Consider the following 21,845-nt stretch of genomic DNA (forward strand, 5'->3'; position numbering starts at 1 on the left):
CCCCCCCCCCCCCCCCCCCCCCCCCCCCCCCCCCCCCCCCCCCCCCCCCCCCCCCCCCCCCCCCCCCCCCCCCGGGTCGCCTCGGCTGCGCCGAGGCGAAACAGCAGATACGACCGGCCCAAAAATAAAGCGCTGCGGGAGGGAGGCCCGCAGCGCGTTATTTGGAACCCGACGAGGGAGAACGTCCGGGTTCTGTTTCAGGTTCCGCTGGCTTGCGCCGTTTCAGGGAGATCGGGAACCTGATGCGTTTCTTCTAGCGGCTTTGCGCGCGGATCCACTTTGACATAGGTCAACCCGGCCTTCGGGCCCGGTGCGACATTTTGGCGGCGCCAATCTTCGCCCCCTCCGTCGGACCCGCCCCCGTTCGGACCGACAGGCAAAATCCCGGGCTGCCCTCAAATGTCCATGATTGGCTTTCAAACTGCGGCCACGGCGCATACTCTGCGCCGGAAGGAAGGCGGGACAGCATGCACGACGCAGAGACGACGACAACGACGACGACGACCGAGGCCGACACCGCTTCCGCCCCGCCCGTGCCGCAAGGCGCGGTCCGGCTGGCCGTTCTGGGCGGCGATCCGGCCGTGTCGCAGGCGTTGCGCCGCGGCGGCGCGCTGCTGGCCGATGCCGAACCCGGGCCGAAACAGGCCTCGGCGGCGCTTCTGGCGCAGTTTCACTACGGGCTTGCCTCGGCACGGGCCGGGGCTTTGGGCGATGTGCGGCTGCTCGCGCAGCTGATCGCGGCGGCGCAGGGCGAGGCCGCGCCGGTGTTCTGGCCGCAGCCCGACGGCACGCTGGTCGATGCCGCCCGCCCCGAGGTCGATCCGGCGGGCCTGCCCGATCTTGCCACCGCCACCGCCTACCGGCAGGCGCATCTGACGGCGCTGGCGCGGCTGCTGGCCGAAGCCGAAACGCTGGTGCTGCCGCTTGGCGCGCCCACGCTGCTGACCGATCCGGCCAGCGGGCAGGTCTTTCCCCGCCCGCCCGCGGGCCTCCATGCCCCCGACTGGCCCGAGGCGCGGATGAGCGCCAAAGATCTGGACGCCGGTTTTGCCCGGCTTTCGGCCGGGCTGCAGGCGCTGAACCCGACGCTGCGGCTTTGCCTGATCGTCCTGCCCGCGCCGCCCGGCGCCCGCGCCGAGACCCGGGCCAGCCATGCGCTTCTGGCCGCCCGCGCCGCCGACTGGGCGCGGGGCACGGCGCGGGTGCGGCATGATCCGGTGCTGGATGCGCTGGTCGGGCGGCTTCTGGCCCAGGGGGGCGAGGCTGCCGACCCCGACCCTCTGGCGGCGCTCGTCGTGCGGCTGTGCGGCGGCGCCGATCTGCTGGATCTGCTCGCGGGCGGGGCCGCGCCGCCGCCCGCCGCCGCCGCGACCGACCGCAAGCAGCGGGCGAAAGACCCCGAGCGGCGGGCCAGACGCAAGGCAAGGGCCGAGGCCAAAGGCAAGACCGCGAAAGTGATGTGCGAGGATGAATTGCTGGAGGCGTTCTCGAAATGACCCTGCGGCTGTGCGTGATCGGCAATTCCCATATCGCGGCGCTGAAACTGGGCTGGGACCGGCTGATCGCCGAGGCCGTGCCCGGCTGGGCAGCGGTCGAGCCGGTGTTTTTCGGCGCGCCCTCGGACGGGATGCGCCATGTGGGCCTGCAGGGCACGGCGCTGGTGCCGACGCGGCCCAAGATCGCCAGCCATTTCCGCCAGCTTTCGGGCGGCTATGACCGGATCGACCTTGCCCGGTTCGATGCGTTTTTGCTGGTGGGGCTGAATGTCTCGTCAAAGCGCATCTTGCGGTTTTACAAAAGCCACGCCTGGGTCGGGCTGTGCGGCACCGCGGGCAAGACGCTGGTGCATCCGGCCTTTGCCGCGGCGTTTTTGACCGAACGTTACGGCACGACCCAGCTGGTCGAGCACGCCCGGACGATTGCGCAGGCAACGGGCAAGCCGGTGCTGGCGCTGGCCGAACCGCATTGGGCCGACTGGGCCCGGCAGGCGCCCGAGGGCACCTCGGATTACGGCTGGGACGCGGCGATCACCGCGGGCGACGGCCCGGCGCTGGGGCAGATGTTCGAAACCGCGGTGAGCGCGGCGCTGGCCCCCCATGCGCGGTTCATCGCCCAGCCCGCGGCGACCGTGGCCGATGGCATCACCACCCGCGGCGCCTATAACAAGGAAGCCTCGCGGCTGATTTCCGGCGAAGGCGGCGGCACCGACGCCTCGCATATGAACGCCGATTTCGGGCTGGCCTGCTGGGCGGCGATCCAGCCCGCCCTTGGCCTTGCCTGTCCCCTCGAAGGAGTGTCCGCATGACCCGTTCGCCCTATCAAGGCATCGACGCCCGCGCCTTCTGGCGCACGGGCCTCGCCGAGGCCGCCTATCCGCCGCCCGATCTTTACCGCCCGCGCTGGGGGCTGACGAAAAGCGACCGGATCGTCACCGCGGGGTCGTGCTTTGCCCAGCATGTCGGCCGGGCCCTGCGCAAGAACGGTTTCAACGTGCTCGATGCCGAGCCGCGCCCTGCGGGCATCGCCGCCGCAGACGGGCCAAGCCATGGCTATGACATGTATTCGGCCCGCTATGGCAACATCTACACCACCCGCCAGCTGCGCCAGCTGCTCGAGGAGGCCTGGGGCAAGGCCCCGGATTTCGACGCGATCTGGGAAAAGGACGGCCGGTTTTACGACGCGCTGCGTCCGAACATCGAGCCGGGCGGGTTCGAGACCGCCGCTGCGCTCCAGGCCGCCCGCGCGCAACACCTTGAGAAGGTGCGCGAAGTTTTCACGCAGGCCGATGTCTTCATCTTCACCCTGGGTCTGACCGAGGCCTGGGTTCACACGCCCTCGGGTCAGGTCTATGCGACGGCGCCGGGCACGATCGCGGGCAGTTTCGACCCCGAGATCCATGCTTTTGCGAATTTCCGCACCGCCGAGGTGAAGGCCGATCTGGAAGCGGCGCTGGCGCGGCTCAAGGCGCTCAACCCGGCGCTGCGGGTGCTGCTCACCGTCTCGCCGGTGCCGCTGACCGCGACGGCGTCGCAGGCGCATGTGCTGCCCGCGACGGTGCTGTCGAAATCCGTGCTGCGCGCGGTGGCGGGCGAGATGCAGGCCGATCACCCGGAGGTGGATTATTTCCCCTCTTATGAACTTGTCACCTCGGTCAAGGCCGGGGCGGGCTGGTTCGAGCCGAACCTGCGCTCGGTGCGCGAAGCCGCGGTGGCGCAGGTGATGGCGGTCTTTACCCGGGCGCATCTGGGCGAAGCGGCCGTCCCCCTTGAACCCGAAGCGACGCCCGCCGAGGAAACCCCCGAAAACCGCGCCGCCCGCCGCGCCGAACGGCAGGAGCGCAAGGCCGCCCGCGAATCCCGCCGCGCCGCGCGCGGCAAATAAGTCAGCCGCGGCGGTCTCAGCCCTTCGGCTCGGCCGCCGCGCGTTTTTCCCGCCGTTCGGTCTTTTCCGCCCGCCGCGCCATCCGTGCCGCCCGGCGCTCCTCGCCCTTGAGCTTGTCTTCCTTGCCCGGTTTCGCGCCGGGCTTGTCCTTGCGCCGCCGCGCCACCGGCGCCGCTTCGGACAGCGCGCGCCGCGCGCCGCGGGCCAGCGGCTCGAAACTCAGCTTGCCGCTCAGCGCATCCTCGAAGACATGCACCCCGGCCTGAATCTCGGCCTCGCTCATCGGCGCGATTTCGGCCCCCTCGGGCAGGAAGCCGCCCGCGACCAGCGCCCGGCCCAGCGCGGGCAGATCGAGCTGGCCGACCGAATGCCGGTCCGCCCGCTTGCGGTCCGAGCGCACCCAATCCTGTTCGATCACGTCGATCACCAGGGGCGCCCGCCCGGTGAAGGCGGTCAGATGCGTGACGATGCTGTCCGAGACGTCGGACACCCGGCGCCGGATCATCGCCACCTGCTGATCGCGCCGCCCCACCATCGCCACCATGTGCAGCGCCGAACCATCGAGCGCCACCACCTGCCGCGCCGCCTTGTAATGGGCGATCTGCGATTGCAGGCTGTGTTTTTGCGGGTGGAAAATCTCGTAGCCCGCCGCGGCGAGCGCCGTCTCGATCCGGTCCTCGCCCAGAACGCCGCCCCGCGCAGCCCCCAGCGCAGAACGGGAAATGTAAAGCTTTTCAGCGCCCTGCGGGGCGATGTTGCGGGCAAAACGGGTCGCAAAAAAGGCCCGGAACGGTGCGGTCCCGGCGGCGATCGTGCCCAGACCGAAGCCCTGCCCCGGCACCTCCAGCCGCTCGACCCGGGTCGGCTGTGCCAGGATGCGGATCGGCACGTCAATCCCCAGCAGGTCGAAGAACAGCCGCTGGAACGGTTGCAGCTTCAGCTCCCCCGCCTCTTCGATCGTCTCGCGCTTGACGGTGAAGAGGAGGCCATCGACCGGCCCCTCGACCGCGTCGAGCGCCCAAAGCCGCGGCGTGCTTTCGACCAGGAAATGGCCGAAGTGATTGAGCAGGATGCCGCCCCAGATCCAGCGCCCGGGCAGATCGGCCAAGGGCTCGGGGCGCGGATCGGGCTCGACCATCAGGCGGCGGCCGCGCCAGAGCACCCCCTCGTGCACATAGGCGCCCGCCGCGTCATGGATGCCCATCGCCTGCACCATGTCGGCCTCGGTCGGCGGCACGACCAGCGCGCCGGGCACGGAGACGATCCTTGTGGACCAGCCGCCTTGCGGCTGCGGGGCGCGGGCGGGATCGTCTTCAGGTGCCGACATCGGACCCTCCGGGGTTATTTCGTGACCTTGGTCGGCTTGCGGATCGTCGCGGGGGCCTGGCGGATCTTCGCGAAGATCGGGTAATCGGCGGCGGCGAAGGCCTCGGCATCGGTGCTTTCGAAACAGTCGTAGAAGCGCCCGACGCCATAGGGCACCAGATCGACCGTGGTCCATTCGGCCAGGATCGCCTCGTAATCGTCGCGCAGCACGGTGTTCGCCGGGTCGAGGTTCGAAACGAGGACCAGCCCCGTCGGGCGGCAGTTCAGCACCGTCAGCTGCAGATCGGGGCGATATTTGCGCAAGATCGGGATCAGTTTCCACACGTCGCCCGTCCAGGGCCCCTTGGGCAGGTTCTGCAGATCGCGGGTCAGCATGCGTTCGTTGAAGGGCAGGCAGTCATGCAGCGCGATCACGCCATCGGGGTTGGACAGCGCCTCGGTGTTCATGAAATCGCGCAGCAGATATTCGAAAAGATGCATGCCATCAAGGAACGACAGCGAGAGCTTGATCCCCATCCGCTCGAGCATCCCCGAGGCGAAGAAATCGTCGCTCGTCTGCTGGAAGATCAGCAGTTGCGGCTTGGCGCCGATGATGTTCGTTTCCGCCTTGAAGAAGGGATCGACGGCGATCGTCTTGCCCGCCACCGGGGCAAAGCTGCGCCCGGCACGGCAGCCGATTTCCATGTACCAGTCAAACACCATCCGGCTGTGCAGCTCGTCCAGAAACAGGCTGTATTTCTGCCCGGGATTGCGCCGCAACCCCACCTTGCCGTCTTGCTCGTCCATCTGCCCACCCTTTTGATCACCTCCGGGCATTCTATCCGCAATCGGTGCCTTGGCAAGGATCGCGCCCGAAAGCCCGCAAGCGCCCCTGAAATCACGGGCTTTGGCCGATTTCGCAGCGGATTTCGGGCAATTTCCGGGCAGGCGGATCTGGCAACGATCCACCGCCCCTGTCACCGCCAGCGAAACAATCGCCCCGGAAAACCAGCGCCCGTTTGAAAGCGGGCCGGGGCCCTGCTAGGACTGGTCAAAACGGGGGCAGCATGAACGGATCGACGGTCGTCGCGCGGCAATTGCAGGGAAAAGGCTTTGCGCAGGGGCCCGCGGGGCTGCTTCTGCTGGATGCCGTGATCTGGCCCGAGGCCCGCAACGGCCGCCCCGGCCGCACGCTGCGGCTGTTCTTTGCCCATCCCGCCTTTGCCGGGCAGATCGCGACCGATCCGTCCGCGGGCGGTTTCGAGGTGATCGACCGGCGCGAGGTGGCGGGCGGCGTGATGGTGCATGGCCGCGCCGCGCCCGAGGGGCCGCTGCGGCTTGGCCTTTGCCCCGAGGCGATCCACAGCGAGGATGCGGCCGAGACCCCGCAAGGCCCGGTCGTGACGGTCGAGATCGCCCCCGCACCCGCCGAGACCGATCTCTTCGCGGGCAAATTCTGTCTTTTCGCGCAACGGCTTGAGGAAAGCGCGCAAGGCATCGCCGATTGGCTGGTCTGGCACCACGACCTGCACGGGGCCGAAGCCGCGCTGATCCTTGACCGCTCGCCGCCCGACAGCGATGCGCTGCACGGCCCGGCTTTGGCCGCGGCGATTGCGCAACGGCTTGCGGCGCGCGATCGGACGATGACGGTTGTCGTGCTGCATTCCCCCGTGCCGCTGGGCAAGCCCGATCACGGGCCGGAGAACCACCCGTTTCACGCCCCCGACGCGCCGGGCAAGGACCGGATGGAGGTGCCGCCGAACGATCCCTGGCGGGCGCCCTTGGGTCAGGGGATCGTGCTCGAGCTGGTGAAATGGCGCTTCCTTGCCCGCGCCCGCGTCGTGCTGCAGCTCGATGTGACCGATATCCTGCAACCCCGCCCCGACGGCGCGCCTTCGGCCTTTGAACGCTGCCTTGCCGCGCCCACCGGCATGGTGACGCTGGTCGGGCGGCGGATCTATCCCTGGCGGGTGCGGGCGGGGGCCGAGGCGCGGTTTTCCGATCACCTGTGCCGGCAGTTCGACGCGACGCGCGGCATTGCGCGTTGGGGCGTCGCACCGGGCAAGGTCGGGCTCGATGCGACCTGGCGGCTGCTGCGCATCGCCTATACGAAACCCGATCCGGCCAGCCTGATCCCGTTCTGGCGCGCCATGGGGCTGCGCGTGCCGGGCCGGGCGGCCTCGGAACTGGCGCCGAAAACCTCGTTGATCGAGGACCCGGAGCTTTTGCGGCTGGCGACCGAGGTCTGGGGCGCGAAACCGATCCGCCCGCCGGTCTCGAAACCGCGCCCCGCCCCCGTGCGCGCGACCGAAGCGGGGCGCACCTGCATCGTCACCACGATGAAGAACGAGGGCCCCTTCATCCTCGAATGGATCGCCTATCACCGCGCCATCGGCGTCGATGATTTCCTGATCTACACCAACGACTGCACCGACGGCACCGACACGATGCTGGACCTGCTGCAAAGAAAGGGGATCTGCCAGCACCGCGACAACCCGTTTCGCACCATGGACATGCCGCCCCAGCATGCGGCGCTGGAAAGCGCGGAAAAAGAGCCGCTGATCCGGAATTGCGGCTGGGCGATCTGCATGGATGTCGATGAATTCATTGATGTGAAGATCGGCGACGGCACGCTTCGCGCTTTGTATGAGGCGATGGGCGAGGCGAACATGATCGCGCTGACCTGGCGGCTTTTCGGCAATGCGGATGTGCACGAATACCAGGACCGCTTCCTGCTGGAGCAATTCACCCGCTGCGCCCCCGAGATCGTGCGCAAGCCGCATCAGGCCTGGGGCTTCAAGACGCTGTTTCGCAATATCGACATCTACAAGAAGCTGGGCGTGCACCGGCCGAAGGGGCTTTTGCCCGACCTTTGGGATCAGGTGATCTGGCTGAACGGCTCGGGGCGGCCGATGCCGCGCGAGCTGTATCGCAACGGCTGGCGCTCGACCGCGACGACCTATGGCTATGACTGGGTGCAGCTCAATCATTACGCCGTGCGCTCGGCCGAGAGCTTTCTGGTCAAGCGCGACCGCGGCCGGGTGAACCATGTCGATCGCGATCAAGGGCTGAACTACTGGTTCCGGATGAATCACAACGCGGTCGAGGATCGCTCGATCCAGCGGATGATCCCGCGGGCGGGGGCGGAATTTGACCGGCTGCTGGCGGATCCGGAGATCCGCGCCGCGCATGAGTTCTCGGTCGCCGCGCATCGGGCAAAGATCGCAGAGCTGCGCGCGACCGAGGCTTACGCGAATTTCTACGCCGAGCTGTGTTCGGACCGGTTCGAGAAGCTGTCGCGGCTGCTGCATGTCTTCGGCTCGGCCGTCTTCAACGCCGGTCCGGGGGTCATTCCGGCCGATCTGCACCTGCGCGACCTGCCGCCGGATTTCTTCTTCACCGTGGACCACGAGGGCGAGGCGAACCACTGATGCGGGCGTTGGCCATTCTGACGGTGAAGAACGAGGCGGCCTTCCTGCTGGAATGGTTGGCCCATCACCGCGCCGTGGGCTTCACCGATTTCCTTGTCTTTTCCAACGATTGCACCGACGGCACCGATCAGATGCTGGACCGGCTGCAGGCTTTGGGCGCGCTGACCCACCTCCGCAACCCCGGCCCCTGGCGCGAGGGGCCGCAATGGGCGGCGCTGAAGGCGGCGGACAAGCACCCGCTGATGCGCGCCGCCGATTGGGTTCTGGTCCTCGACATCGACGAATTCGTCAACATCCATGCGGGCGACGGCACGCTGTCTGCGCTGCTGGCCACCCTGCCCGAGGCGACGGCGATCGCGCTGACCTGGCGGCTTTTTGGCAATGCGGGCGTCGTCGATTTCGCCGATGCGCCGGTGACGGAGCAATTCCCCCGCGCCGCGCCCGCGGGCATGACCTGGCCCTGGCGGGCAAGCCTGATCAAGACGATGTTTCGCAACGATGGCGCCTATCGCAAGCTCGGCGTGCATCGCCCCCGCGCCCCAGATCCGGCGCGGATCGCGCAGACGCTCTGGGTCGATGGCAGCGGCCGCCGCCTGCCCGACAGCTACCGCAGCGGGCGGCTGTTCACGCCGCTGGGCGAAAACCCCTGGCAGCTGGTGCAGCTCAACCATTACGCTTTGGGCGCGATGCAGAGTTACGTGCTCAAATGCGACCGCGGGCGTGCGAACCGGGACGCCTCGGCCTTCGATCTCAGCTACTGGGTCGAGCGGAATTTCTGCGACATCGAAGATCGCACGATCCGCCGGTACGCCCCGGCCACCGCCGCGGAGATCGCCCGGCTGCGCGCCGATGCGGAGCTGGACCGGCTGCACCGCGCGGGGGTCGCCTGGCGGCAGCGCCGCTTTGCCGCGCTGATGGCCGAGGAGCCCTTTCGCGCGCTGTTCGGGCGGCTGATGCTGACGCCGCCCTCGCGGCCGCTGCCGCCGCCGCTGGCCGCGCGGATGCGGGCGCTTGGCCTTGCCGCCGCGGCAAAGCCGCCCCGGGCGTAACCGCCGGGGAAACACTGCCCCGCTTATCGGCGGATTGACGCCCCTTTCCCTACAATCCAAGGTATTTTCTTGCCGCCTGCGCATTTCCGGCAGGCGGCGGGAATGATAGATTAACCCTGTTCGGGCAGTCTTCCGTTGCAACGGCAGGAGGGCGGCGATGGACGGGGGAAAGTTGGAAATCAGCACGATGCGCGATCTGAACGACAGCGACTGGCTGCACCACATCGAGGAACTGGGCGAGCTTGAGGGCTATTGGGAACCGCTTGGCGCGGACCATTCGGTGCTTTTTGCCGACCGTGGTCCGGTGCTTCTGGTCAGTTTCGAGATCCGCGCCGCGATCCGCGCCCGGTCCGAGGATCAGCTGCCGCTGGGCTTCACCCTGGCCGAGGCGGGCGGCCATTCCAGCCTGACGCTGATCGGCCATGACGAAAGCTGGTTTCGCGATCCCGCCGTCTATGCCTATGTCGACCGCCTGGTCGACGAGGCGTTTTTCGAGGATTTCGACCGCGTGGTGTTTTACGGCGCGGGCAGCTGCGGCTATGCGGCGGCGGCCTTCTCGGTCGCGGCGCCGGGGGCCACGGTGATCACGCTGGCGCCGCAGGCGACGCTGGACGCCCGGCTGACCGCTTGGGACGACCGCTTCCGGCGGCGGCGGCGGCAGAATTTCACCGACCGCTACGGCTTTGCCCCCGACATGCTGGATGGCGCCGGGGCGGTGCATGTGATCTACGATCCGCTGATCACCGAGGATGCGATGCATGCGGCGCTGATGGCCCGCCCGCATGTGACGCTGCTGCCCTGCCGCAATCTGGGCAGCACGCCCGAAACCGCCCTGGCCGAGATCGACGCGCTGGAACCGATGCTGGCGCAGGCCTGCGCCGGAACCCTCACGCCCGCGCTGTTCTGGCGGCTGTGGCGCGGGCGGCGCGATGCGACGCGCTATCTGCGCCGGCTGGCGGGTTATCTGAACAGTTCGGGCCGCCCCCGGCTTGAAGCGATGCTGTGCCGCAACGTGGTGCGGCGGCTGGGCTGGCCACGGTTCCGCAACCGGCTGCTGGTGCTGGAAGATCAGCTGGAGAAATCCGGCTCTCCGCGGCCCGGACATGCCCCGCCCGAACCCGCAACGGGCGGCACCGCCGCCTGACGGCGGGGGCCGCGGCGGGGCGCTTGCCCGTCCGCCGGATCAGACCGCGGCGGCCACGGAATCGCCGTCTTCCTCGGCGGTTTCGTCGTCATGCGGACGGAAGACATGGGTGGTGACCTGACGGCGGATGATGCCCCGCGCCACCTGATCCAGGATCAGATCCTCGGGCGCGAACAACGGTGCGGGGGTGAAGACCTCGACGACCGCCGTGATCTCCAGACCCAGCGCCCGCAGCGCCTGCATCAGCGATTCGTCGGCGCGCACCAGCAGCCGTTCCGCCTCGATCTGGCAGGGCGCCCGGAACTGCCCCACGCAAAGCGCCGCCAGAACCAGATCACCGCGCACTTCGGTCAGGGTTTCTTGCGACATCGCCCGCTCCTTCGGCAAACTTCAACACGGCCAGTATCGACCGCGCCAGCGCCCGGCGCAAGAGGATGGGCCGCCGCAGGTCCGGACCCGCGGCGGCCTCACCGGCCTCTCGGCGGTAGCAGTCTCAGTAGCAGTAGCGGTCGCGGAAGACGTGCGGCACGATCTCGTCGCGGGTGATGTGATGCAGCGCCAGTTCGGCATCCGACATCGCCCGCAGCCGGGTCACCTCGCGCAGACGCGCGCCGGTTTCCAGCACCTCCACCAGCCCCTCGCCCAAGGCCGAGGGCAATCGCGACAGACGCGCCGCCACGCCCTTGATCGGTGTCTTGGCGGGCGCGTCGAACAGTTCGGCATAACTCATGGAAACCTCCTGACAGGGTGCAGAATGTTTCCTCCCTGAGCCGGGATATAGGCAGCGGGCGGGGACCCGACAAGAACGTTTGCCGAAACCCCGCCCTGCATTTTCTGCAATGCAGCGTAAACAATCCGTGAGCGGATCAGCAGCGATAGGCCTTGGCGGTCAGCAGATAGACCGGCTCGCCCGGCATCACCGGATCGAAGACGACGGTGTTGGCGCCATCGCCTTTCGCCATGTCGAGGATCTTGTTGCGGGCGTAGCGTTCCGCCTCGCGCCCGACCACGGGGCCGTAAAGCCCGGGCTCGTTGGTGATCGTGCTGGTCAGGCGGCATTGCGCCACCTCGGCCGCGGAGGCGATGCGCACTTCGGGCACGCCGCGAAAGCCCGGGTCGTTGCAGCCCGCAAGGGCGGTGGTGGCGGCGGCAAGGCCCGCCAAGGCGATGAACCGTGTCGTCATGTGTCTCTCCATCCTCCCCCGAGGCCCGCGCAGGGTGACGCATGGGCCGACCGACGTCCAGAGCCCCACGGTCACATGAGCGCGAAGCCGCCTGCGCGGCGGAAGCGCGAAGCCGCCTGCGCGGCGGGGGACAAGAAGCCGCCTGCGTGGCGGGGGGACAAGAAGCTGGCACTGGAAATGCCGCGGCCTTGGGTGTAACCGGGGCGCATGACCCGCATCACCCTTCCCCGCCCCGACGACTGGCACCTGCATCTGCGCGACGGCGCGATGCTGTCGGGTGTCCTGCCCGAAACCACGCGCCATTTCGCCCGCGCCATCGTGATGCCCAATCTGGTGCCGCCGGTGGTGACCGCCGCCGAGGCTGCGGCCTACCGCGACCGCATCCTGGCCGCCCTGCCCGCTGGCGCGGCCTTCGAGCCCCTGATGACGCTTTACCTGACCGAAACCACCGATCCCGCCGATGTCGCGGCGGCGGCGGCGTCGGGGCTGGTCAAGGCGGTGAAGCTTTACCCGGCGGGCGCCACGACGAATTCGCATTCCGGCGTGCGCGATTTTGACAAGGTCCGCGGTGTCCTGGACAAGATGGCCGAGATCGGCCTGCCGCTGTGCGTGCATGGCGAGGTGGTCGATCCGGCGATCGACATCTTCGACCGCGAGGCGGTGTTCATCGAGACGGTGCTCGATCCGATCCGCCGCGCGACGCCCGGGCTGCGCGTGGTGATGGAGCATATCACGACGCAAGACGGCGTGGACTATGCCCGGTCGCAAGACGACACGCTGGCCGCGACGATCACCACGCATCACCTGATCCTCAACCGCAACCACATTCTGGTGGGCGGCATCAAGCCGCATTACTACTGTCTGCCGGTGGCGAAACGCGAACACCACCGCCTTGCCCTGCGCGCGGCGGCGACCAGCGGAGAGGCGCGGTTCTTCCTTGGCACCGATTCCGCCCCGCATATCGATCCGCTGAAGGAATGCGCCTGTGGCTGCGCCGGCTGCTTCACCGCGACGAACACGATGCAACTGCTCGCCCATGTCTTCGAGGAAGAGGGCAAGCTGGCGACCCTTTCCGCCTTCGCCGCGGAAAACGGGCCACGCTTCTATGGTCTGCCGGTGAACGGCGCAACGCTGACGCTGGAAAAGACCGCCACCGCCGCACACTGGCCCGCCAAGATCGAGACCGGCGCCGGTCCCGTCACCGTCTTTGACCCGGGCTTCCCGGTTTTCTGGCACGTAACCGACTGATCCTTCTTCTTGGCCAAAATACGCCCTTTTCCACCCGCGCCCCGGGCGCCACGGTCGAAAAGAGGCGTATTTGCGCCAAGAAGAAACAGCATGAGGACACCCACATGATCCCCTCCTCCTATCCCGCCAAGGAAGAAATCGCCCGTCTGACCGCGCGGATGCTTCTGGAAATCAAGGCGGTGCATTTCAACGCCGAGACGCCCTTCACGCTCGCCTCGGGCCTGCCGTCGCCGACCTATATCGACTGCCGCAAGCTGATCAGCTATCCGCGCATCCGCTCGACGCTGATGGATTTCCTTGCCGTCACCGTGCTGCGCGACGCGGGCTTCGAGGCCTTCGACAACATCGCGGGTGGCGAGACGGCGGGGATCCCCTTTGCCGCGATGGTGGCGGAACGGCTGGCGCTGCCGATGACCTATGTGCGCAAGAAGCCCAAGGGCTATGGCCGCAATGCCCGGATCGAAGGCGCGATGACCGAGGGGCAGCGCGTGCTGCTGGTCGAGGATCTGACCACCGATGGCGGCTCGAAACTGAGCTTCGTCGATGCGATCCGCGAGACCGGCGCGACCTGCGCCCATACGGCGGTGATCTTCTATTACGGCATCTTCCCGGAAACCGTGCCGACCTTGGCCGCGCATGGGGTGCAGTTGCACCACCTTTGCACCTGGTGGGACGTGCTGGCCGAGGCCCGCGCGCAGGGCGCCTTTGACGCCGCGACGCTGGACGAGGTCGAGGCCTTCCTCGGCGCGCCGCGCGCCTGGCAGGACGCCCACAAGAAGGGCTGAGATTTCCGGGGAGAAAACCGGGGATACGCCTGTGGATGAAATGGGGACAACCCTGGGCGACTCGTCTGCCCGGGGGAACACCCTCAATATCTTGTGGTCGCCGGTGGAAATTCCCCAAAAAATGCGCTAAACTGCGGCGCGGTTGCGCTTTTGTCCACAGGGTTATCCCACCCTGCGGAGGATTTCCGTTTTCCCCCGCCCGTCGCTAGAACAGCCCGGGGGATGGGGTCATGAGGCAGAAATGAACACGCTTGCACCGATCAAATCCGAGATGCCCGCCTTGCCCGAGGAAGAAGCCCTTCCGCATAACATCGAGGCGGAGCAACAGCTTCTGGGTCTGATCCTGACCAACAACGACGTGATGGACCGCATCGCCTCGGTGGTGCGGGCGGAGCATTTCTTTGAACCCGTGCACCGGACGATCTTTGAAGTGGCGGCGGCGCGGATTCAGAAGAACGCGCTCGCCTCGCCGGTGACGCTCAAGGCCTATCTGGAGGACGACGAGGGGCTCAAGGCGCTGGGCGGCGCCACCTATCTTGCCCGGCTCGCGGGGGCGGCGATCTCGTCTTACGCGGCGCGCGACTATGCGCAGATGATCCATGATCTGGCGCTGCGGCGCGAACTGATCCGGCTTGGCAAGGACCTGTCCGCTTCCGCGCAGAAGGTCGAGGTCGGGCTGGAGCCCGAAGACCTGATCGTGAAGACCGAGGGGGCGCTTTACAAGCTTGCGGAATCGGGCACGGCCGACAAGGGATTTGTGAGCTTTCTCAAGGCGGTGACCGAGGCCGTGCAATCGGCGAACGCGGCCTATCAGCGCGAGGGCGGGCTGGCGGGCGTCTCGACCGGGCTGCGCGATCTCGACCGCAAGCTGGGCGGTCTGCACCCTTCCGACCTTCTGATCCTGGCCGGGCGCCCCTCGATGGGGAAGACCTCGCTGGCCACCAACATCGCGTTCAACATCGCCAAGGCCTACAAGCGCGGCGCGCGCCATGACGGCACCGAAGGCGCGGTCGAGGGCGGCGTGGTCGGCTTCTTCTCGCTCGAGATGTCGGCCGAACAGCTGGCCGCCCGGGTGCTCTCGGAAGCCTCCGAAGTACCCTCGGAACAGATCCGCCGCGGCGACATGACGGAATCGGAATTCCGCCGCTTCGTCGAGGCCGCGAAGGCGCTGGAAACCTGCCCGCTCTACATCGACGACACCCCGGCGCTGCCGATCGCGCAGGTGGCGGCGCGCTGTCGGCGGCTCAAGCGCACGCATGGGCTGGATGTGGTGATCGTCGACTATCTGCAGCTGCTGCGCGGCTCCGGGCGGACCGACAACCGGGTGCAGGAAATCGGCGAGATCTCGATGGGGCTGAAGGCGATCGCGAAAGAGCTGAACATTCCGGTGATGGCGCTGTCGCAGCTCAGCCGGACGGTGGAAAGCCGCGAAGACAAGCGGCCGCAGCTGAGCGACCTGCGCGAATCGGGCTCGATCGAACAGGATGCCGACGTGGTGATGTTCGTCTATCGCGACGAATATTATCATGAACGCCTGAAGCCGCCGGAGGACGATCCGAAATTCGCCGAATGGATGCAAAAGGCCGAGCGCGTGCATGGCAAGGCCGAGGTGATCCTCGGCAAGCAGCGCCACGGCCCGATCGGCACCGTCGAAGTGGCGTTCGAAAGCCGCTTCACCCGGTTCTCGGACCTCGCGCGGCCCTGGCAGGGCGACGGTTCGGACGGGTTCTGAACCGAAGCCGGGGGCTTCGCGCCCCCGGACCCCCGCGGGATATTTGTGGCAAGATAAAGGGAAGCCTTTGGTTTTATCTTGCCACAAATATCCCGGGGGGAGTCCGCTTGCGGACGGGGGGCAGAGCCCCCCTGCCACATCTGTTGCGGGTGCGCCCGCTCACGGATGTTTGCGCTTGACCTTCCGCCCCTCAGGCTCAAGAAAACCGCATGACCACAGCATCGCTCCGCATCGATCTTGACGCCGTGCTTGCCAACTGGCGGGCGCTTGACGCAATGACTTCCGCCGCCACCGAAACCGGGGCGGTGGTCAAGGCCGACAGCTACGGCCTTGGCGCCGCGCGGGTGGCGCGGGTTCTGGCCCGGGCGGGGGCGCGCAAGTTCTTTGTCGCCGCCGCCGAGGAGGGCGCCGCCGTGCGCCAGGCTCTGGGCGAAGGCCCAGAGATCTTCGTCTTTTCCGGCCATATGGCGGGCGACACCGAGATGATCGGCGATCTGGGCCTGATCCCGATGCTGAACTCGGTCGAGCAGGTGAAGCGCCATTTCGACGCCCTGCCCGGCGCAGCTTTCGGCGTTCAGCTGGATACCGGGATGAACCGGCTTGGGCTTGAGCCCGCCGATTGGGCCGCGGTTTCGGCCAAGCTGCTGGCCGCCGGGCCGAAGCTCGCGATGAGCCATCTGGCCTGTTCGGACGAGCCCGACCATCCGATGAACGCGCTGCAGCTTAAAAATTTTCGCGCCATGACCGACGGGACGGGGCTGAAACGCGCACTCTCGGCGACGGGCGGCATCCTGCTTGGCCCCGACTATCATTTCGACGTCACCCGCCCCGGCATCGGCCTTTACGGCGGCCTGCCTTTTGCGTCGGCCCGTCCGGTGGTGCGGCTCTCGCTGCCGGTGGTGCAGATCCGCACCGTCACGCCGGGCGAGACCGTGGGCTATGCCAACAGCTGGACCGCGGTGCGGGAAAGCCGCATCGCCACCGTCGCCGCGGGCTATGCCGACGGGCTCTCGCGCAGGCTGTCGGGCAAGGCGACGCTCTGGGCCGGGGACACCCCCTGCCCGCTGATCGGCCGGGTCTCGATGGATCTGATCACCGTCGATGTCACCGATCTGGCCGAGGTGCCGCAAAGCCTTGATATCCTTGGGCCGCATCAGGGCGTCGATGCCCTGGCCGAGGTCGCGGGCACGATCGGCTATGAAATCCTGACCGCGCTGGGTCAGCGCTATCAGCGCAGCTATGTCGGGGGGCTGGCGTGATCCTGACCGCCCTGGCCGGCCTTGGCCGCACCGTTCTTGCCGCGCTTGCGGGGGCAGGCCGGGTCAGCCTGTTCACCGGCGCGGTGCTGAGCCACATTCTGCGCCCGCCGTTTTACCGCCGCGAATTCCTGCAGGCGCTGTTGCAGATCGGCTGGCTGTCGCTGCCGGTTGTCGGCATGACCGCGCTGTTCACCGGGGCAGCGCTGGCGTTGCAGATCTATGCGGGGGGGGCGCGGTTTTCGGCCGAAAGCGTCGTACCCTCGATCGTCGCGATCGGGATGGTGCGTGAACTCGGCCCGGTGCTCGGCGGCCTGATGGTCGCGGCGCGCGTGGCCAGTTCCATCGCCGCCGAGATCGGCACGATGAAAGTGACCGAGCAGATCGACGCGCTTGTCACACTTTCCACCAACCCGTTGAAATATCTGGCCGTTCCGCGGGTGCTTGCGGCGACGCTCTCGGTGCCGCTGCTGGTGGCCGTGGGCGATGTGATCGGCGTCATGGGCGGCTGGCTGATCGGGACCGAGCGGCTCGGCTTCAACTCGGCCACCTATATCCGCAACACCTGGGAATATCTGGAACTCTGGGATGTCGGCTCGGGGCTGGTCAAGGGCGCGGCCTTCGGCTTCCTTGTGGCGCTGATGGGCTGCTATTACGGGATGAATTCGGGCCGCGGCGCGCAGGGCGTGGGCCGGGCCACCAAATCCGCGGTCGTCGCGGCCTCGGTGCTGATCCTCGCCTCCAACTACCTGCTGACCGAGGTGTTCTTCTCCAAATGATCGAGATCGAAAGCCTGCACAAATCCTTCGGGTCGAAACAGGTGCTGCGCGGTGTCTCGCTGCGCATCGAACGCGGCGAAAGCCTTGTCGTCATCGGCGGCTCGGGCACCGGGAAATCGGTGCTGCTCAAATGCATCCTCGGCCTTGTGACCCCCGACGCAGGCACGATCCGGGTCAACAATGTCCCGGTCGCCCAGGCGCGCGAGGAGTTCCTGTCCCGCTTCGGCATGCTGTTTCAGGGCGCGGCGCTGTTCGACAGCCTGAGCGTCTGGCAAAACGTCGCCTTCCGGCTGTTGCGCGGCCCACAGAAACGCTCAAAGACGGAAGCGCGCGCGGTCGCGGTGGAAAAACTCGCCCGCGTCGGCCTTGGCCCCGAGGTTGCCGATCTGTTCCCGGCCGAACTGTCGGGCGGCATGCAAAAGCGCGTCGGCCTGGCCCGCGCCATCGCCACCGAGCCCTCGGTGATCTTCTTCGACGAGCCGACCACCGGCCTTGATCCGATCATGTCGGGGGTGATCAACGATCTGATCAACTCGGTCGTGCGCGAGATGGGGGCGACCGCGATCACCATCACCCATGACATGTCCTCGGTCCGGGCCATCGCCGACCGGGTCGCGATGCTGCATGACGGGCTCATCCGCTGGCACGGCACGATTGCGGAAATGGATGAAACCTCAGACCCTTACGTGACGCAATTCATCCATGGCCGGGCCGAGGGCCCGATCGCCGCGATCCGCTGAGACAGGCTGCGGCGAAGGGGGGGCGCTGCCCCCCGTCCTTCGGACTCCCCCCGGGATATTTGCGCCAAGGTGAAACGAAACCCGGATCTGCTTTCACCTTGGTCCAAATATCCCGGGGGGTGAGGCCGCCAGGCCGAGGGGGGCAGCGCCCCCCTTCCCCGCCTGCCGCTTGCAGGCTGCGCGGGGCTCTGCCACAAGGGCGCATGGCCAAGGCATCCGCAAACTTCACCTGCACCGACTGTGGTGCCGTTCATCGCAAATGGTCGGGGCGTTGCGACGCCTGCGGCGCGTGGAATTCGATCGTCGAGGAGGCGCCGCTCTCGACCGGCCCGGCGGGCAAAAGTCTGGGCGGGGCGAAGGGGCGGCGCATCGACCTGACCACCCTTGCCCATGAAGAGGCGCCGCCGCCGCGCACCCTGTGCGGCATGGCGGAATTCGACCGGGTGCTGGGGGGCGGGCTTGTCCCCGCCTCGGCGATCCTGGTGGGCGGCGATCCGGGGATCGGGAAATCGACGCTGCTCTTGCAGGCAGTCGCGGCCTTTGCCCGCAAGGGCTTGAAATGCCTTTATATCTCGGGCGAGGAGGCGTCTGCGCAGGTGCGGATGCGGGCCTTGCGGCTGGGTCTGGCCGATGCGCCCGTCAGCCTTGGCGCCGAGACCAACCTGCGCGACATCCTGACGACGCTCGAGGCCGAACGCCCCGATCTCGTGGTGATCGATTCCATTCAGACGATGTGGGCCGACATGGTCGAGGCCGCGCCGGGCTCGGTCAGCCAGGTCCGCGCCGCCGCGCATGAGCTGGTGACTTTTGCCAAATCGCGGGGCGTTTCGGTGATCCTGGTCGGCCATGTCACCAAGGAGGGCCAGATCGCCGGCCCCCGCGTCGTCGAGCATATGGTCGATACCGTGCTTTATTTCGAGGGCGAGCGCGGCCATCAGTTCCGCATCCTGCGCGCGGTGAAGAACCGCTTTGGCCCGGCTTCGGAAATCGGCGTCTTCGAGATGACCGGCGGCGGTCTGGCCGAGGTCGCCAACCCCTCGGCGCTGTTCCTGAGCGAGCGCGGCCAGCCCGCCCCCGGCTCGGCGGTCTTTGCCGGCATTGAGGGCACCCGGCCGGTGCTCACGGAAATTCAGGCGCTCGTCGCCCCCTCCTCGCTCGCCAGCCCCCGCCGCACCGTGGTGGGCCTCGATTCGGGGCGGGTGTCCACCATTCTTGCCGTCCTTGAAAGCCGCTGCGGCATTCCCTTTGCCGGGCTGGACGTCTTTCTCAATGTCGCGGGCGGGCTGAAGGTTCTGGAACCCGCCGCCGATCTGGCCTTGGCGGCTGCGTTGCTTTCGGCGCGCGAGGATGTGGCGCTTCCGGCCGATCTGGTGATTTTCGGGGAAATCTCGCTTTCGGCGGCGCTGCGCCCGGTGGGACAGGCGGAAAACAGGTTGAAAGAGGCGGAGAAACTTGGTTTCTCACAGGCGATCCTGCCGGTGGGCACCAAGCTTGAGGGCGGGGCGGGGATGGCGCTGCGCAAGCTGCCCGACCTCGTGACATTCGTTGGGGACATGTTCGGCGCAGGCTAGCGTCACAGGGGGTTTGGAACCATGGAAGGGTTCACCATCGTCGACGCCATCGTGGCGATCACCATCATCCTGTCGGCGATCCTCGCCTACAGCCGCGGTTTCGTGCGCGAGGGGCTGGCCATCATGGGCTGGATCGGCGCCGCGGTGCTGGCCTATACCTTTGCCGGGGCCGCCAAGCCCTTGATCGCGCAGCTGCCGGTCTTGAACAAGTTTCTGGCCGACAGCTGCGAGCTGGCGACGATCGGCGGTTTCGCGGCGGTCTTTGCGCTGTCGCTGGTGCTGTTCTCGATCCTGACGCCGCTGTTTGCGACGCTGGTGCAACGCTCGGTGCTGGGCGGGCTCGATCAGGGCCTCGGCTTTCTCTTCGGGGTCGCGCGCGGGGTGATCCTGGTGGCGGTGGCCTTCGTCGTCTATGACAAGCTGGTCACCGCGCAGGCGATGCCGGTGGTGGACAATTCGCGCGCCGCCAAGGTGTTTTCGAAGCTGAGCGGGCAGATGGATGACACCATGCCCGATGATGCGCCCGGCTGGATCGTTGCGCGCTACGAGGATCTGGTGGCGAGCTGCGCCGCGGCACCGGCGGCGGTTCTGCCCGGTGGCGTGACGCCCCCCGCCACCAACTGAGCCATGGCCCACGCGAAATCGTGACGCCTTTGTAAGGAATTCCGAGCGGGAGGGCTTAACACCCCTCCCGTTTCGCGTTAAAGCCGCGCCAAGCCCAAGATCCCTGGAGCCTTCCCATGACCGTTGCCGAAAAGACCTTCCTGTCGCATCCCTTTGACGACGACAAGCTGAAGGAGGAATGTGGCGTCTTCGGCGTGATCGGCGTCGCCGATGCGGCGAATTTCGTGGCGCTGGGGTTGCACGCGCTGCAACACCGCGGTCAGGAAGCGGGGGGGATCGTCGCGCATGATCCGGCCAAGGGGTTCAACTCGGCGCATCGTTTCGGCTATGTGCGCGACAATTTCACCAAGGCCTCCTTGATGGAAACGCTGCCGGGGCCGCTGGCGATCGGCCATGTGCGCTATTCGACGGCGGGCTCGAAGGCGGCGGTGATCCGCGACATCCAGCCCTTCTTCGGCGAGTTCTCGATGGGCGGCTGTGCGATCGCGCATAACGGCAACCTGACGAATGCCGATGCTTTGCGCCGCGAGCTGATCGACCGCGGCGCGATCTTCCAGTCGGGGTCGGACAGCGAATGCATCATCCATCTGATGGCGCGCTCGATCCAGACCAACCATGCCGAGCGCATCGCCGATGCGCTGCGCCGGGTCGAAGGCGCCTTCTCGGTGATCGCGATGACGCGCACGAAGCTCATTGGCGTGCGCGACCCCTTGGGCGTGCGGCCGCTTGTCCTCGGCCGGCTGGGCGAGAACGGCTATGTGCTCTCGTCCGAAACCTGCGCGCTCGACATCATCGGCGCGGAGCTGGTGCGCGAGATCGAACCCGGAGAGATGGTGATCATCCACGAAGGCCAGATCGAAAGCACCCGGCCCTTCCATGCGGCGCAACCGCGGTTCTGCATCTTCGAGCATGTCTATTTCTCGCGGCCCGACAGCATCATCGGCGGCCGTTCGGTCTATGAGACGCGCCGTCAGATCGGCGTGGAGCTGGCGCGCGAAGCCCCTGTCGAGGCCGATCTGGTCTGCCCGGTGCCCGACAGCGGCACCCCCGCGGCGATCGGCTACAGCCAGGAATCGGGGATCCCGTTCGCGCTCGGGATCACCCGCAACCAATACATGGGCCGCACCTTCATCGAGCCGACCGAGCATATCCGCAACATGGGCGTGCGGCTGAAGCTGAACGTCAACCGCTGCCTGATCAAGGGCAAGCGGGTGGTGCTGGTGGACGATTCGGTGGTGCGCGGCACGACAAGCCGCAAGATCAAGGAGATGATCCTGGAAGCTGGCGCGGCCGAGGTGCATTTCCGGATTGCCAGCCCGCCCACCGCCTGGCCCTGCTTCTACGGCGTCGACACGCCCGACCGGAACAAGCTCCTGGCGGCGCGGATGTCGGTCGAGGAGATGCGCGACTGGATCGGGGTGAACAGCCTCGAGTTCATCTCGCTCGACGGTCTTTACCGCGCCGCGGGCGCCGAGGCCGGGCGCGACAATGCCTGCCCGCAATATTGCGACGCCTGTTTCTCGGGCGATTATCCGGTGAAGCCTTCCGACCAGATCGGCAAGGGCTTCAAGATGAAGGGCTGAGGGGGTGTTTCGCCTCGGCTGACGCCGAGGCGA

20 protein-coding genes are annotated in these 21,845 nt (G+C 67.4%); 15 read left to right on the forward strand and 5 right to left on the reverse strand.

The window, feature by feature from the left end; genetic code table 11:
- Positions 1–467: 467 nt before the first annotated feature.
- From FBT96_RS00405 to FBT96_RS00415, 3 genes are read left to right on the forward strand one after another with little or no spacing between them, the layout of a single operon-like run.
- The gene (locus FBT96_RS00405) at positions 468–1,496 is read left to right on the forward strand and encodes a hypothetical protein (protein ID WP_136904432.1); all 1,029 of its coding nucleotides are present in this window, start codon (positions 468–470) and stop codon (positions 1,494–1,496) included.
- Complete coding sequence (locus FBT96_RS00410) at positions 1,493–2,305, forward strand: hypothetical protein (RefSeq protein ID WP_136904433.1); 813 nt, start codon at positions 1,493–1,495, stop codon at positions 2,303–2,305. Before FBT96_RS00405 ends, FBT96_RS00410 begins: the two co-directional genes overlap by 4 nt.
- Positions 2,302–3,381 carry a GSCFA domain-containing protein gene (locus tag FBT96_RS00415; RefSeq protein ID WP_136904434.1) on the forward strand — a complete coding sequence of 360 codons (1,080 nt, stop codon included), beginning with the start codon at positions 2,302–2,304 and terminating at the stop codon, positions 3,379–3,381. The genes FBT96_RS00410 and FBT96_RS00415 overlap by 4 nt, the downstream gene beginning before the upstream one ends.
- A gap of 16 nt (positions 3,382–3,397) precedes the next feature.
- On the opposite strand, the gene FBT96_RS00420 is transcribed toward FBT96_RS00415, so the two are convergent.
- Both FBT96_RS00420 and FBT96_RS00425 read right to left on the reverse strand, forming a co-directional pair.
- Entirely contained in the window at positions 3,398–4,708 is a 1,311-nt protein-coding gene (locus tag FBT96_RS00420) for a glycosyltransferase family 61 protein (RefSeq protein WP_136904435.1), read from the reverse strand.
- 14 nt (positions 4,709–4,722) lie between these two features.
- Positions 4,723–5,493 (reverse strand): class I SAM-dependent methyltransferase, encoded by a 771-nt coding sequence (locus FBT96_RS00425; protein ID WP_136904436.1) that lies wholly within the window; start codon positions 5,491–5,493, stop codon positions 4,723–4,725.
- A 260-nt stretch (positions 5,494–5,753) separates the two neighbouring features.
- Here FBT96_RS00425 and FBT96_RS00430 point away from each other — a divergent pair, with 260 nt between their 5' ends.
- The 3 genes from FBT96_RS00430 to FBT96_RS00440 all read left to right on the forward strand — a co-directional run bounded on the left by FBT96_RS00430 (position 5,754) and on the right by FBT96_RS00440 (position 10,310).
- Positions 5,754–8,117 carry a glycosyltransferase family 2 protein gene (locus FBT96_RS00430; RefSeq protein WP_136904437.1) on the forward strand — a complete coding sequence of 788 codons (2,364 nt, stop codon included), beginning with the start codon at positions 5,754–5,756 and terminating at the stop codon, positions 8,115–8,117.
- Positions 8,117–9,166, forward strand: coding sequence for a glycosyltransferase family 2 protein (locus FBT96_RS00435; RefSeq protein WP_136904438.1), 1,050 nt, complete (start codon positions 8,117–8,119; stop codon positions 9,164–9,166). The genes FBT96_RS00430 and FBT96_RS00435 overlap by 1 nt, the downstream gene beginning before the upstream one ends.
- Positions 9,167–9,323: 157 nt before the next feature.
- Positions 9,324–10,310, forward strand: coding sequence for a phosphoadenosine phosphosulfate reductase (locus FBT96_RS00440; RefSeq protein WP_212635348.1), 987 nt, complete (start codon positions 9,324–9,326; stop codon positions 10,308–10,310).
- Positions 10,311–10,349: 39 nt separating this feature from the next.
- Here FBT96_RS00440 and FBT96_RS00445 read toward each other — a convergent pair whose 3' ends face one another.
- The 3 genes from FBT96_RS00445 to FBT96_RS00455 all read right to left on the reverse strand — a co-directional run bounded on the left by FBT96_RS00445 (position 10,350) and on the right by FBT96_RS00455 (position 11,494).
- A complete protein-coding gene (locus tag FBT96_RS00445) occupies positions 10,350–10,679 on the reverse strand; it encodes an urease accessory protein UreE C-terminal domain-containing protein (protein ID WP_136904439.1) in 330 nt (109 codons plus the stop codon).
- 124 nt (positions 10,680–10,803) lie between these two features.
- Positions 10,804–11,040: a DUF1127 domain-containing protein gene (locus tag FBT96_RS00450; protein WP_249306185.1), complete on the reverse strand. Its 237-nt coding sequence runs from the start codon at positions 11,038–11,040 to the stop codon at positions 10,804–10,806.
- A gap of 136 nt (positions 11,041–11,176) precedes the next feature.
- Positions 11,177–11,494, reverse strand: coding sequence for a hypothetical protein (locus FBT96_RS00455; protein WP_136904440.1), 318 nt, complete (start codon positions 11,492–11,494; stop codon positions 11,177–11,179).
- Between the two features lie 207 nt (positions 11,495–11,701).
- Between FBT96_RS00455 and pyrC the strand changes: the two genes are divergently transcribed.
- The 9 genes from pyrC (at position 11,702) to purF (ending at position 21,812) form a co-directional block, all read left to right on the forward strand.
- Positions 11,702–12,742: a dihydroorotase gene (gene pyrC, locus FBT96_RS00460; protein ID WP_136904441.1), complete on the forward strand. Its 1,041-nt coding sequence runs from the start codon at positions 11,702–11,704 to the stop codon at positions 12,740–12,742.
- A 104-nt stretch (positions 12,743–12,846) separates the two neighbouring features.
- On the forward strand, positions 12,847–13,527 hold the full coding sequence (locus tag FBT96_RS00465; protein ID WP_136904442.1) for an orotate phosphoribosyltransferase: 681 nt from the start codon (positions 12,847–12,849) through the stop codon (positions 13,525–13,527).
- A gap of 241 nt (positions 13,528–13,768) precedes the next feature.
- Positions 13,769–15,259 (forward strand): replicative DNA helicase, encoded by a 1,491-nt coding sequence (locus tag FBT96_RS00470; RefSeq protein ID WP_169583088.1) that lies wholly within the window; start codon positions 13,769–13,771, stop codon positions 15,257–15,259.
- 209 nt (positions 15,260–15,468) lie between these two features.
- Positions 15,469–16,518 carry an alanine racemase gene (gene alr / locus FBT96_RS00475; RefSeq protein ID WP_136904443.1) on the forward strand — a complete coding sequence of 350 codons (1,050 nt, stop codon included), beginning with the start codon at positions 15,469–15,471 and terminating at the stop codon, positions 16,516–16,518.
- Positions 16,518–17,294, forward strand: coding sequence for an MlaE family ABC transporter permease (locus tag FBT96_RS00480; RefSeq protein WP_394347648.1), 777 nt, complete (start codon positions 16,518–16,520; stop codon positions 17,292–17,294). Before alr ends, FBT96_RS00480 begins: the two co-directional genes overlap by 1 nt.
- Positions 17,291–18,034: an ABC transporter ATP-binding protein gene (locus tag FBT96_RS00485; protein WP_136904444.1), complete on the forward strand. Its 744-nt coding sequence runs from the start codon at positions 17,291–17,293 to the stop codon at positions 18,032–18,034. The genes FBT96_RS00480 and FBT96_RS00485 overlap by 4 nt, the downstream gene beginning before the upstream one ends.
- 203 nt (positions 18,035–18,237) lie before the next feature.
- The gene (gene radA / locus FBT96_RS00490; RefSeq protein ID WP_136904445.1) at positions 18,238–19,605 is read left to right on the forward strand and encodes a DNA repair protein RadA; all 1,368 of its coding nucleotides are present in this window, start codon (positions 18,238–18,240) and stop codon (positions 19,603–19,605) included.
- Positions 19,606–19,626: 21 nt separating this feature from the next.
- Positions 19,627–20,229, forward strand: coding sequence for a CvpA family protein (locus FBT96_RS00495; RefSeq protein ID WP_136904446.1), 603 nt, complete (start codon positions 19,627–19,629; stop codon positions 20,227–20,229).
- A gap of 116 nt (positions 20,230–20,345) precedes the next feature.
- Positions 20,346–21,812 (forward strand): amidophosphoribosyltransferase, encoded by a 1,467-nt coding sequence (gene purF / locus FBT96_RS00500; protein ID WP_136904447.1) that lies wholly within the window; start codon positions 20,346–20,348, stop codon positions 21,810–21,812.
- The last annotated feature ends 33 nt before the right edge of the window (positions 21,813–21,845 follow it).

This window comes from Rhodobacter capsulatus, from assembly GCF_005144475.1.
GTDB classification, from domain to species: Bacteria; Pseudomonadota; Alphaproteobacteria; order Rhodobacterales; family Rhodobacteraceae; genus Rhodobacter; species Rhodobacter capsulatus_C.